Source organism: uncultured Nostoc sp. (genome assembly GCF_964247315.1).
GTDB lineage: Bacteria > Cyanobacteriota > Cyanobacteriia > Cyanobacteriales > Nostocaceae > Nostoc.
In genome coordinates this window covers 25,910-39,829 of record NZ_CAXTTT010000039.1, presented here as the reverse complement: position 1 = coordinate 39,829, position 13,920 = coordinate 25,910, and the positions used below count along the sequence as shown (strand labels likewise).

Annotated in this window: 6 protein-coding genes; 1 reads left to right on the top strand and 5 read right to left on the bottom strand. The window is 39.4% G+C overall.

Translation table 11 applies throughout. The features are described 5' to 3' along the window. Nucleotides 1-107: 107 nt before the first annotated feature. The 5 genes from ACFE93_RS13895 to ACFE93_RS13875 form a co-directional block, all read right to left on the bottom strand. On the bottom strand, nucleotides 108-3,155 hold the full coding sequence (locus ACFE93_RS13895) for a tetratricopeptide repeat protein (RefSeq protein ID WP_375473840.1): 3,048 nt from the start codon (nucleotides 3,153-3,155) through the stop codon (nucleotides 108-110). 624 nt (nucleotides 3,156-3,779) lie between these two features. Then, the gene (locus ACFE93_RS13890; protein WP_375473839.1) at nucleotides 3,780-4,019 is read right to left on the bottom strand and encodes a hypothetical protein; all 240 of its coding nucleotides are present in this window, start codon (nucleotides 4,017-4,019) and stop codon (nucleotides 3,780-3,782) included. A 437-nt stretch (nucleotides 4,020-4,456) separates the two neighbouring features. Further along, nucleotides 4,457-5,245, bottom strand: coding sequence for a peptidylprolyl isomerase (locus ACFE93_RS13885; protein ID WP_375473838.1), 789 nt, complete (start codon nucleotides 5,243-5,245; stop codon nucleotides 4,457-4,459). Between the two features lie 114 nt (nucleotides 5,246-5,359). Next, complete coding sequence (locus ACFE93_RS13880; RefSeq protein ID WP_375473837.1) at nucleotides 5,360-6,907, bottom strand: HlyD family efflux transporter periplasmic adaptor subunit; 1,548 nt, start codon at nucleotides 6,905-6,907, stop codon at nucleotides 5,360-5,362. 129 nt (nucleotides 6,908-7,036) lie between these two features. Next, complete coding sequence (locus ACFE93_RS13875; RefSeq protein WP_375473836.1) at nucleotides 7,037-10,129, bottom strand: peptidase domain-containing ABC transporter; 3,093 nt, start codon at nucleotides 10,127-10,129, stop codon at nucleotides 7,037-7,039. Between the two features lie 2,582 nt (nucleotides 10,130-12,711). Between ACFE93_RS13875 and ACFE93_RS13870 the strand changes: the two genes are divergently transcribed. After that, nucleotides 12,712-13,911 (top strand): acyl-CoA dehydrogenase family protein, encoded by a 1,200-nt coding sequence (locus ACFE93_RS13870; RefSeq protein WP_375473835.1) that lies wholly within the window; start codon nucleotides 12,712-12,714, stop codon nucleotides 13,909-13,911. Nucleotides 13,912-13,920: the final 9 nt, after the last annotated feature.

The window sequence follows — 13,920 nt, the reverse complement described above, 5'->3', positions numbered from 1 at the left end:
TTCTTGTTTTCTCCTTAAAAATGATTCTTTTTGTCCGTCATAAAAAGTTTTGAGACGACCATTTAACCATAAATTTTTAGTGAGTCAAATTGTGTAACTTCTTGGTGCTAGGTTTGGTAAATCTGTGCTAAATTCATGTTGGCTTCCTGGTGTTGAGCATTGAACTCCAAAGCTTTTTTATAGCAAGCGATCGCTTCTTCTATCTCTCCTTGTTGTTGCAGTACCACCCCCAAGTTATAATGAGCTTCTACTAAATCAGGCTTGAGTGCGATCGCAGCTCGATAGTAAACAACAGCAGTTTGCCGATCATCTGCTTGTTTGCGGGTCATGCCCATCTGATGATTCAATTCTGCATAATAGGCTTGTTTCTGTGTTGAAAGCCTCCCTTGAGCAAAAAGCGCATTCCCTAAATTGATTTCCGCTTCTGTGCAGTTGGGCTGAAATTCCAGAGCTTTTTGATAAGATGCGATCGCTTCTTCCCACTTACCTTGTTGTTGCAAGGTGTAGCCCAAATTGTTGTAAATTGTCCCTGCATCTGGTCGCAAAACAATAGCTTTTTGGTAAGCTGCTTCAGCTTCTGGTAACTGTCCTTGGCCTTGCAGCAAATTGCCTAAACTAAACCAAATTTTCACAGAGTTAGGCTGAACTTGCGAAGCTGCACTCAAATGCTTCTGGGCTTCCTGTAACGCACCTTTCTGCTGTGCCAACATTCCTAAACCGTATAATGCTTCTGAATAGTCTGGTTGTTTTTCTATCACTTGACGATATAGCTGTTCGGCTGCGTCTAAGCGATTAGCTCGATGATCTTGAAGTGCAAGTTGAAAAAGTTCAGCAACTTCTTGAGCGTTAAATTGTCTTGGTTTATTAACCAGCTGCAAAATAAAATCTTCCAGCGCTCTAACTGGCTTTAAATCGCTATATAATTTATGTTTATTTTCTGCAACTTGCTGGGAAATATATTGTCGATATTTAGCATCTTTCCCCAGACGGATAGCGATTTGTACGTATTCTGCTTTATTTGAAGCGATCGTCTCTTCTATACCCATCATCTGCAAAATTGCCAGAGAATGCCGTCCCCGCATCAGCTCTCCTGGTAAAGTGACAACCGGAATATTATGAGCAATAGATTCGAGGGTGGAGTTACATCCAGACCAACCAATACTATCTAAGAAAACATCTGCTAAGGCTGTAGTCCCAGCAAACTTCTTATTATTTAGTGTAGACAAAAATAAACAATGATTTTGATAATTCAACCCTAATACTGCAAAAGCATGGTTTAAGCGCTGGCGAAATACTTCTGTAGCCTCTTCACTTGAGTTTTTAATAAATACAAACTTAGCATTTCTTAACTCTTTAGCAATAGAGGGAAAAACATCATCATGATTAGGCAAATATTTATATAATGACTGACAACACCAAAAGAAAATATCATCCTCTTTTAAACCTATATCTTGTTTCTTAATTTCATCGGGTTGAATTGCTAAAGGTACGTAATAAATAGATAGATTGGGTAATCTAACTAATTTTTCTGTATAATGTTCTTGAGCATTTTCTGGTTCCATTAAGTCACTGCTCAAGTAATAATCAATTGTCGGGAGTCCACTCGTTTCAGGGTGTCCCCAAGATGTCATTTGAATTGGCGCTAATCTCAGACAACCCAGTTGTAATGCCATTGGGTCCATCCCAAATTCTGGGAAAATCAAGATATGTAATTTATCTTTTGTTATTACCTCACACCATTCTTCAACTGAACGATCGCCTTGAACCAATTTATCAAAAGCCTTGGCGGCACTAACTGTGGAATTATCTGTTGTGTCCTCAGTGTAATAACCAAATAATTCAAATTCACTTCGAGCTATATTTTCTACCCAACCTTTAATAGGGATTTTCCAATTAGAATGACTAGATAAAAACCCAGAGACAATACCAATACGAACTTTTTGATTTTTATCTAAATTAGGCAGAATAAGCGGCTGGCAATTTTGGGGATAGCGACTCGACATAATCTGGAAAATCATTTCCCCATAAATTCGCTGTAAATCTCGGTCATTTAAGCCTTGATATGCCAAATAAAAAGGCTGAAATGTTCCCACAGCTTCAGATGCTTTTGCCCGTTCTTCCTGATTAATTAATTTATAATATTTAGCTAAATTTTGCAAATGCTGTTGATACTGATTTCGCCTGAATGAAATTTCATCAACACTAGAATAGATAATTGGCAATTGGCTCATACAAACACCCAATTTAGCCATATCATAGTTTGGCGTTAACTTTACGGCTTGCTCGAATGCCTGGACTGCCGCTTCTGTTTTGTTAATATCTCTAAATACTAGTCCTAAGTTGCAATAGATGTAATCAATTTCAGGTTTAATTTTAATAGCTTGTTGAAAGGATTCTATGGCAGCATCAAATCTATTCTGTTGCCTCAGAACATATCCCAAATTGTTATAAGTAATTGCAAAATCAGGTTGAATGCTTAAAGCTTTTTCGTAAGCTTCTATTGCTTCTTCAAATTTTCCTTTTTCCTCGAAAAGACACCCTAAGTTGTGATAGGCTTGATGATAATCTGGTTTAATTTTTATTGCTTGTTGGTAAGAATTGATGGCATCATTTAATCGCCCTTGCTTTTGCAGTACTTCTCCTAAATGAGTATGAGATGATACAAAATCTGGCTGTAATACAATAGCTTGCCGATAATATAACTCTGCTATCTTGAAATCGCCTGCCTGTTGCCTACTTAAAGCAAACTGCTCATTCAACTCTGCGTAGTGGACTTGTTCTTCTGGTGACAGGTTTCCTTGAATGTGGAGAATATTATTAATATTGATTTGCACTTCTATGCTGTCAGGGAGAATTTCCAGTGCTTTTTTATAACAGGCGATCGCTTCTTCTAGTTTACCCTGTTGTTGCAGAGTAAACCCCAAGCTGTTGTATATTGTCCCTGCTTCTGGCTGTAATTGCAGAGCTGCTTGAAAAAATTGTTCTGCATTTTGATATTGTCCCCGCTGCTGTGCCAGCAGACCTAATCCATATAATGCCTCTGACTGCTTGGGATCTACGTCTATAATTTGATGATAAATCTCTTCGGCTTGGGTGAAGCGCTTGGCTTGGTGATATTGACTAGCGAGTTGGAGAGCCTCAGGAATTGTGGTCACGTCGCTTTGCTCCAAATTCAAAATTAACAATCCCCATAAATAAACTTAGGAGCTTGCCTCATTTTATTTATGGGTTATAATTTATACAATCAGTTTTATTTAATATGTCTTTTGTTCCTATATCTGCAAGGAACTCAAGTTTTTGAAACTTATAACTGAATTTGCTTAAAATCGATTGATATCATGTCTGCTTGATTACTTACTAAACTCTCTACCTTTTGAGGAGTTATGAAAGCTTAAATCTACGGTAAAGTGTCTCACTTATGACTATTAGGCATCATGTAAAAATAAGTTGTACAACAAAGTTTATTTGAAATAGCTTGCTAAATCTAGCTTTCACATACTTTCACATAAAAATTGTTTAGGTTATTTTTACAAAAATCCTTAGCCCAGAGTTTTAATTCAGGGCGGGCAAACAGAACAGACTGTAAAATAGGTTGAGGACTAAAATGTTGTAAAAATTTATTGCGGAAACAGTTTTTTGAGATCAAAGGATGTATTTTTGGTAAAAGCCGAAGGCTCAAATGAGCTAAGAGCCTCCGGCGATTTATCAATATACTAGGCTTTTGAGGCTAACTCTACTTGCAGAAGTTAATACTTATTGTGAGTAGAGTTTAATTATTACTACTTAGAAGAAGTTTGAGAACTGCTGCCAGATGAAGAAGTAGCACTATTCTTAGTGGTGGTTGTGTCAGTAAAGGTTGAAGTTAGATTGACGGCGCCGCCCGATGCAGAAGCATCTGCAAAGGCTTCTGCAAAGTTTAAGTAATTCTTGTATTTATCCTTGTTGTAGACTGGTTTGTTACCACCACCAATAATTTCTTCTGAGGTATTTTCCAAGTAGTTAAGATCAGAAATGATCATTTGAGTTTCTCCTAAAATTTGTAACTGCTGTTGGGAATGTTTTGTGTAACCAACTTGTTTTTGTTGGTTATATGTTTAATATACTTGATTTTTCAAAAAAGTCAATGCCTTTTTGAAGAATTTATGATTAAAAAAACTAATATATTTAAGTTCAATAATTATCATAAATAGTAATAATTGAATTCAAAAAAAATGTAATATAAATCTAAGCAGTAATTTAAATTATTGCTGCCTAGCAAGACTTATAGCGATTTAGTTTAATTTTTTAATAACGCTAAAGTAGCACTTTGTAGATATATTGACAAAACACTATAAAAGAAAACTTATTAAGTTTTTAAGCAAACAAAATCTACATCTGCAACATTTTTGAACACTAGAGACATCTGCCCTAAGTCAGGGGAGATACTTAGCGACAAAAACATTTGAAATTTCTTAAATTATTTAGTCTTGGTGAATAACATATCTACTAATTCCTCTTGCGATCCGTCTGAATCTATTTGAGTAACTATTTTCATAGCGTTGATTTGTTGCTTTAACCAATCAGAAAAGGATTCTGTAATGATTTTTTGGCGCAACTGTTCGTCTAATTGGGGTTGAATGATTTCTTCCACCCAAATTAAATACACTCCTTTGGGAGTTGAAATCGGTTTGAGAGCATCTGGTGGTGCAGCAGCAAATACAGCGGCGGCAATTTCTGGACGAAAATCTTTGCGGTATCGGAGTCCTTGGTATCCATAAGCACGGCGGGCTTCTGGTTCTGAGATATATAGACGAGCAATATCTGGAAAATTAATTTCGCCTTCTTCTAGAGCATAAAAAAGCTCTAAAGCCAAGTCTCGATCCTCAAAGACGACTTCGTAGGTAACGGCGGCGATATAATCTAGCTGATGTTCGTAAAAGTGCTTTTCCAGTTGATTGGAAAATAGATGATTCGCTAACTTCCGCGAAAGGATGTTGTTGTAGGCTAATTCTTCAAACTCATCTACAGAGAGGTGGTGTTTTTCTAGCCATGACCAGGTGTCTTTAGCTTTAACAAGCTTCTTGGCGAACCGTAAGTCATCTCCTTCTTGCTGTAGTTCTTCTGGTGTGACTGTAATTCCTGCGGCTTGAGCTGCTTCGGCAATAATACTTTGCGATGCGATCGCTTCCACAACAGCAGGTATCTGACAGGAGAGTTTCAGACTGTGAATGATATCTGAAATGGAAATGTTCAGATTGTGGGGCATAACACGATATCTCCAATAATTAAGTGGATTGGGAATTGGGCATCGGGCACGGGGTATTGATTATTCCTCCAGCCTGGCTTGTCCTATTTCCTGATTCCAGTGCGATACCTTTAACTACATCTCTAAACCACCCTTTTTCAGTTTCTTGAACGGATCTAGAACAAAGTCAATTACTCGCCGTTGACGAATGATCACTTCAGCATTTGCTGTCTGACCGGCACCTAATGGAATACGTTTGTTGCCATTTTGGACATACTGCTGGTCTAAGGTGATTTCTAACTCATAGGTTTCGATGTTGCCTTGGGGTGTTTGGTTAACTTTCGAGTCAGGCGAGATCCAAGTAACTTTCCCTGGTACTATGCCATACTCTTGGAAGGGATAGGCATCAAACTTAACTTTTACTGGCATTCCTAACTTCAAGAAACCGCTATCCTGATTAGGCATATTTGCTCTGAGTACAAAGTCTGTTTTCGTGGGTGCAATTTGGGCAACCCTTTGACCGACTTGTACCACCGCTCCTGGCTTAGTGGTGGGTAATTCAAAAATCACCCCATTAATCGGCGATCGCACCACGCGTTGCTGAATTTGTAGTTTTGTAGATATAAGCTGGCTTTTAGTCTGAGCAATTTCTGATTGCGTTGCTGTTATTTGTGCCTGTATATCTTTTAGCTGCTCCTGATTTTTCATTACAGCCAGTTCTCCGGCTTGCGTGGCACTTTTATAGCTACTTTGTTCTTCTTGCAGTCGGAGTTTTGCTTGTTTGATATCAGACTCCAACGTTTTGATCGTTACTTGATAATTATTTAGCTCTTGGGCTAAACGCAATTGAGCTTGTTTAATATCTGATAGAGACTTTTTATAAAGTCGTTTGCTTTCTTCCTCTTGTTTTTTGCTTTCCTCTAATTGGATTGTCGGAACTGCCTTCTTGTCAACAAGTTGGCTATAACGAGCAACTTGGTTAGAATTTATACTCAAAAGTTTTTTAGCCGATTCTTGATCGTCGCGACTGGTGGAAATTTGCTCCTCTGCTTGTTTAACTAATGATTGCTTTTCTAACTTTTGCAGGTTATAGCTACTCAGTTTGGCATCCAGGTTTTGCTGCACCTGGTTAACTTGAGCCATTTTTTCTAATTCTTGGGATTTATTTTGTTGTTCTAAAAGACTCGTTGACATTAGGAGTTGATTTTTCAGCACTTCCAGTTGGGATTGCCGATTTTGTAGCCCTTGCAATTTGCTCTGGACTTGTTGCAGTTCCGTTTGCAGCAAATCAGCATCCAATTCCAGTAAAACCTGGCCGGCTCTAACTGTATCTCCTTCTTTAACCGTAACTGCTTTAACACTCCCACCAGCTTGAGCGTCTAATTTTTGAGTTGCGCCTTTAGGTTCTATACGCCCTCTGGCGCTACCGGTTTCATCTACTTTCGAGAGAGTTGCCCAAGGTAAGAACAGACCAGCAAAGGCGATGAGCACATACAACAAGCCACGAGTCCAAATTTGAGGTAAGGCATCAAGTAGTTTTTCTGTACCGTAGTACAAATCTTGACTTTCATTTTCTGCCTCTGTCTGCTCGTCAAACTCTACCGATTCCTCTTGCTGTTTGTAACCTTGATATTCATCTTGCTTATCTTGGGGAAGTGGGGACGATCTATTGGGATGTGGCATGGTTTTATTTCCGATAACAGTAGATGGGGAGTGGGGAGAAATCAATTCAAAATTTAAAATTGTACCCTTACAGGGAAGCAAGCTACGTGTAGAGTCTCGTAAACAACAAAAAGACTGCCCAATGTCCCATCAACTAACTTGAGACATTTGTTGTTGATTCAGGTAGTAATAATGACCTTTTTTAGCGATTAATTCGTCGTGGGTACCGCTTTCTACCAAAATACCTTGATCCAAAACCAGGATTAAGTCCGCGTTGCGGACTGTAGAGAGGCGATGGGCAATAATTACACTTGTGCGTCCTTTAAGAATTGTTTTGAGGTTGTTTTGAATAATCCGTTCTGATTCTGAATCTAGGTGACTAGTGGCTTCGTCAAACAGTAATAACCGAGGATTCCCGAGCAAAGCACGAGCAATTGCTAGGCGTTGGCGCTGTCCACCAGAGAGCATTCCGCCGCTTTCACCAATTTCGGATTCGTAACCCATCGGTAATTTTTGAATAAATTCATCGGCTCCAGCATATTTTGCTGCTTGGATAATTTCTTCTGAAGAAGCATTTGCATTAGCGATCGCAATGTTTTCGCGAACAGTCCCACCAAACAGAAAAGTATCTTGGTCTACAACGCCGATTTGCGAACGGAGCGATCGCATCGATACACTGGTGATATCGCTACCATCAATGAGTATTTTGCCATCTGTCGGTGGGTATAAACCCAAAATCAATTTACTAAGAGTTGTTTTTCCAGAACCGCTGCGCCCCACTACTGCAACCATCTGTTCCGGCTGAATTTCAAAGCTGAGATTTTCTAATACGTTAGTGTCGCTTTCTGAGTGATAACGAAAGGTAACATTCTGAAAACAAATGTTACCGCGGAGTTTACCCAACGACTTGCGGGGTTTATTTGCTAAGTCTTCTTCTGGTTCCGCCTCCAACACATCATTAATCCGTTCGGTAGAAATCACGATTTCCTGTAATTCATTCCACAGCAAAGCCAGTCGCTGGAAAGGACTCAAGACGTTACCTACCAACATATTGAAAGCAACTAATTGTCCAATAGTTAGTTCGTTATTAATTACCTGAGTCGCTCCATACCACAGCAATGAAGTATTCACAAAGGTTTGGATAACGCCACTGATAATTTGTAAGCGATTGCCAATAATTTGAGCATTAAAGTCTTTTTTGATTAAATCATTTAGCAGTTCCTCCCAACGCCAACGCACTGTCTGTTCAATTGCTAATGAGCGGACGGTACGAATTCCGCTTAGGGATTCTATGAGATAGCTTTGTTCTTTGTTAGCTGCATTAAAAATATCTCTGGAGATGCGGCGCAAAATACTTGTGCTGGCCAGCGCTAAGATAAAAAATGGCGGTACAGTACACAGCACGAATAATGCCATCCGCCAGCTATAGGAGAACATCAAAGCCAGATAAACCACTAATGTCAGCATATCCAACACAATGGAGAGTGTCTGACCAGTAAGGAAATGCTGAATTTTCTGGTTTTCTTGGATGCGCGAGATTATATCCCCAACGAAACGCGACTCGAAATAAGCAAGGGGCAAACGGAAGGTATGTTTGATGAAGCCTACGAGTAAGGCGATACTAATGCGGTTAGCAGTGTGAAATAAGAGATATTGCCGTACACCGTTGACAGCAACACCAAACAACCCAAAAACAATCATTCCCAAACCAATGGCGTTTAAGGTTGGAACGCTGCGTTGCACAAGTACTCTGTCGAGCAACAACTGGGTAAATACTGGCGTTACTAACCCAAATAATTGAATTACTATCGAAGCTATGAAAATTTCTACCAGTGTTCGATAGTGAGGTTTGACTAACTCAAAAAATTTCCAGAAGCTTCTACTTTCGTTTTTAGCACTTTTTAGTAGAGCTGTAGGTTGCAGTAACAATGCATAACCAGTCCAACCTGCTTGAAATTCAGCTTTTGTCAGGCTGCGTTGACCAAGAGCCGGATCGCATACAATCACCCGCTTTTTGGTGATTTCATAGACAACAATAAAGTGTTTACCTTCCCAGTGAGCAATTGCAGGTAAAGGTTGTTCTGCTAATTTATCAAGAGTGGCTTTCACTGGACGGGTGGCAAAACCCAGGTATTCTGCTGTTGCTGCCATCGCCTTTAGGGATGCACCGTTGCGAGTGACATTGGTCATATCCCGTAGGCGATTGATACTAAAATGTTTGCCCCAATAGTTACCAATCATCACCAAGCAAGCAGAGCCACAATCAGCTGCACTTTGTTGGGCATAGAAGGGATAGCTTTTGGTGATACGTTTCCACCAATGCCCCATTTGTACTTTCGGACTGGGAAAGTAAAAACGTGATTTTTTTGTTGGCTGTTGTTGTGACTGATTCTCTCTTTGGGGAAAAGGAATAATTTTAGATTTAGATTTTGGAGATTGGAAAGTTTTTTCTCTAGTAGTCAGTCCCCAGTCCTCAGTCTCGGATTCCGTTTTGCTGACACTCATGGCAAAAGCCCACTCCCCCAACTCTGGAAAGTATTCTAGTGCTGTTTGCATCTGATCGTTTTTCAGAATGTAAGCAATCGTTGGTTGGGTTGTTTGCCAATCTCCTTGTTTTGGTTGAGCAAAGATTGTACCTGGTGTCCAAGAATGACCTTCAGAATGCCGCAGTTGACCTTTGTATAATAGCCACAACTGTGAATCTTGGGATATTTGTGGACTTACAGAGCCAGTTTCTAACTGGTGTCGCTCAAACAAAGATAAGGCTTTGAGCATTCCTGAAACTTGTGATGTATGGCGTGGAAATTGTGATACTTGGCGACATAACAACAACAAATCCCAAAGTTCTGCACGGGCGAATAGGCGATCGCGAATGTTAGGATACTTGTCTATCAACCTTTGCAATGCTTCTTGTCTGAAATAGCCAAGTTTTAAGCTTGTCGAAGCTCTAACTACATAAGGACTAAAGTTAGCTTCGGGAAACAAAGTCAATTCACCAAAGACAGACCACGCACCAAAGGTAGTAATTAAATTCTCAGAACTATCTAACAGTCGAACTTTACCTGTAAGAATAATGTATATACCAGGATTTTTCTGTGCAGATTGCCAGAATTGCTTTGCTGATGGTGGCTCCACAATTTCCATTTCTGCCAAGAAGTTCTCTAATTCTTTTTCTGAAAGTTTTGTACCTAAAGTGTACAAAAGTCTTTCACCCACATGTTGCTCAGAAAGCACTGGTGGCATTTTCTAATCTCCACAAAAAAATTTAGTTATCAGTCTCAATCCAATTCCAAAATTCATTAAAAATATTATTATTTAATCCCGTGTTTTCACCGAGGAAACTCTAAGCTTTCTTAGAGTAAAGTTAGAAAGAAATAGTCTGGTAGCAAAGCATCTATCTTTTAGATATAAAGTACATTAAAGGATTTTTATTAGGTGGACAACCCACTTGTTGCAGCCAGTTATTGATATGGCAATAAACTAGTCTAAATGTCAAAATATCGAACTAGAGCTTTGTTTACCTACATTCAGCTTCAAGAGCAACTAACTACATTGACGTACTCCACACAAATATGGATTACTCATTTTGGCAATCAGCTGTGGTTGTAAGTGATGATTAAGAGGAATTATTTTCGGATCGTAATTTGCTATATGCAGCAATAGCTATGCAAAGTATTTCCTTTCTCAATCACAAACTCTCGATATTTTTTCTAGTTCTGGACAATGTTATGGCTAAAAGTTAGCTTTTATGCTCTTGAACAAGACCTAACTTGGAATAATTCTTAAAAGAATGTTTTCAGACATTCCTAACTTTTTAACAGCCTTGTCTGGACTTAAATGGTGTGACATAATTGTAGTTATAAATTGCATTGAGTCGTAAATTATGGAAAAAGGCAATTCATTGTAGTTGTGTGAACAAAGCCTGACAGCAAAAAAACCACAACTACAAATCTGACTAACCTTGTAGTATTAATCAGAAATTTACGCAATGTGCAATTAGCTCCCGGCATATTCCCTTAGTGCTTTGCAAGTCTGGGGGATAGTCTCCGAGATAGCTTCATTCTTATCGTGCAACCTCGATCAAAATAGGGTTTTGAGTAGGCTACAGGAAACAGAAAACTATAAAGCTATAAAGCTATAAAAGCACATCGCAATTTTTGTTTAATGTAGTATTTTACCAATTAAGCAAAATTCCAGTTAAACAAATATTGATTAAGTTTGCTTGGAGATTCCAAGATGGATCTTTTTCCAGCACTACTTAGTATCTTTGAGGGAACATCTAGCAAGCTATTTAACGTTTGTATTATACCTCCTATAGTGTAATAAATGCAAGTTCCTAAAAGAGACTTGCGAACATCATATTTACATACAAACATGATATTTACATAATTAGTTTACACTCTTAGCTCTTAAATTTAGATATTTTAGGAGTTTCTTAATGTAAATTTTCTGACAAGTCACTTAATAGATGATTTTTAACAAAAAAAACATATTTCACAACCATTTAAACATTAAATCTTTAAATAGCTAGGCGGCATAACATGATGAGAGTCAGAACGGCGAGTATTGTTTGCTTAAAGGTGATATTTAAGTTGTTTAAATTAGCTGTGAGGGAAAACACATGAATGTTGTGATCGGGCACACACACTTAGTTAACTATGGTAATCTTAGCATTTTTTTTCTATCAAGGGCATAGCAGCAATACATGTTATAGCTTGATAGAAGTTGAGAAATAACCGTCATGTTTAAATGGGCTTAGAGTTCACAAAATGACAATAAGTCGCAAATTCGCCTTTTAAAACCGAAGATTGCGATGCGATCGAGTAAAGATAATAAATAGATAAAAATGGTGGTTATAGAGCCAGTGCCCTGACGAAAGTGTGACACCAGAGATTTGGTAAAATACAGGAAATCATCCATAGCAGTTCTCAATCAGATGAGGTACATCCTCAAAGTTAAAAAATTTATATATTAAGTCAAGTTATACCTCAGTAGCAGAGAAACCGCTATCAAAGCAACCAATATCACCTTGGTTGCGATCGGCAATGCCGTTGCTACATATCTATCCATTGGAACATCTACTTGATGAAAAAATTATCCCTCTGTTATGTAGGGATATTTATATTTATCTCAGCAGAGAATATTTCAACGCTTGTTTCTGCGTACTTGGTTCCAAACAAGGATTTTTTAGCTTTGCCGCTCGAGCAGGGCTTTGAAAAAGACTCAAACCTACATCTATCTGAGAGTTCAACTCTTGTGAGTTGCAGAGGCTATTTACGGACTGAGTACTGTGATTCACCGCTCAACTAATCGCATGTTATCAGGACTTACGCAAAAATTACCAGAAAGCTTAATTTATCGAACCGCCAAATCGCCAACTCTTGGAGAGGCTCCACCAACGCGAAGCGTCTCGTTAGAGAAGAACGCCAAGGATTCGTAGAGTGTGCGTAAGTCTTAGTTATAATTCCCTTTCTCTATGGAGAAAGCTCAAAAACCCCTCCCCTCTGCTCTCTGCGGTCTTAATGATAAGTCTTTAATCGGACATGATATAAGTTGTGGGGCGATCGCTGAATTCTCTACTTGGCTTGCTCTATGAAAGTAGTTTGTGTCATACTTACTTACAGAAATTACTAATTACTAAATTTCGGTCGACTTTAAGTAGTATTTTCAGGATCGCTAGAAGTAATACAGTTAGTGTAATGAGGATTGGGTATTGAGGGAAAACTGGCGGCGTGCGAAAAATTGATATTTCTGCAAACTTAAGATGCTTCCATATTGAAAAACATCTCTGGTTTAGTAGTACAGTGAATTGTGAAGGAGTATTTATGTCACAGTTGGAGCAAGCAGTGCCAGACACCTTTGTAGCCAAAGGCTTAGAAACTCTCCCTAATATTTTCGACCGAGTTGAGGCTCTGGCCAAAGATTTTGCCACCCGCGCAGGGGCACACGATAGAGATGCTTCCTTTCCCTTCGAGAATTTTACAGCTTTGCATGAGGCAGGATTGCTCAACCTCACCATTCCACATGAATTTGGTGGTCAGGATTTGGGGTTGGCAACTATCTGCCGGGTGATTGAAGGGATAGCGCGTGGCGATGCTTCGACCGCATTAGTACTGACAATGCACTATCTTCAACATGCTCATGCAGCCCGTAACCGTCGCTGGCATCCAGAAGTCTATAAGCGGCTGTGTCGTGAATCAATTGAAGGCATTGCTCTGCTGAATGCTGCCCGTGTTGAACCAGAGTTAGGAACGCCAGCTAGAGGCGGATTGCCTGCGACAATTGCCGAACGAACAGCAGAGGGCTGGCGTTTAACAGGACATAAGCAATACACCACGGGCAGTCCCATCCTCAGCTATTTTGTTGTTTGGGCACGGACAACCGAAGATGAACCACAAGTTGGGAATTTTCTAGTTCCGCACGATCTGCCAGGTTTGCGAATTGTCGAAACCTGGGATCACCTGGGAATGAGGGCTACAGGTAGCCACGACCTCATTTTAGAGAATGTATTAATTCCTTCAGAGTATGCTCTAAGTATCAACCCCATATCTGCTGTGCCATCTTTTGATCCGCTAATTTCCACTTGGGGCAGTTTGACAGTGAGTGCCTTATATCTGGGTGTTGCGATTAGTGCGCGAGACTGGCTTGCTAAATATCTTTGGGAGCGATCGCCTTCTAATCTCCAAGAGCCACTGGCAACTCTGCCACGCTTCCAAGCTGCCGTGGGTGAGATAGAAGCACTGCTATTTGCTAATAATAGATTGATTTATAGTTTAGCTCAAGATATTGACAAGGGCGAATATGAGCCTAATGTAGGATTACAAGCACAGGCTGTTAAATACCTCACCACAACCAACTCGATTCATGCTGTGGAGATTGCCTTAGAACTAACTGGTAATCCTGGTTTATTAAAAAGGAATCCTTTAGAGCGTCACTACCGTGATGTTCTATGTAGCCGTATACATACACCACAGAATGATGTTATTTGTCAGTCATTAGGGAAGTCTGTACTGAAAGTCAAGTGATTAAAGACT

Excerpts from the sequence above, each read along its gene's own strand:
- ACFE93_RS13885 (WP_375473838.1), bottom strand. The coding sequence starts at position 5,245 with ATGCCCCACAATCTGAACATTTCCATTTCAGATATCATTCACAGTCTG.
- ACFE93_RS13890 (WP_375473839.1), bottom strand. The coding sequence starts at position 4,019 with ATGATCATTTCTGATCTTAACTACTTGGAAAATACCTCAGAAGAAATT.
- ACFE93_RS13870 (WP_375473835.1), top strand. The coding sequence starts at position 12,712 with ATGTCACAGTTGGAGCAAGCAGTGCCAGACACCTTTGTAGCCAAAGGC.
- ACFE93_RS13875 (WP_375473836.1), bottom strand. The coding sequence starts at position 10,129 with ATGCCACCAGTGCTTTCTGAGCAACATGTGGGTGAAAGACTTTTGTAC.
- ACFE93_RS13880 (WP_375473837.1), bottom strand. The coding sequence starts at position 6,907 with ATGCCACATCCCAATAGATCGTCCCCACTTCCCCAAGATAAGCAAGAT.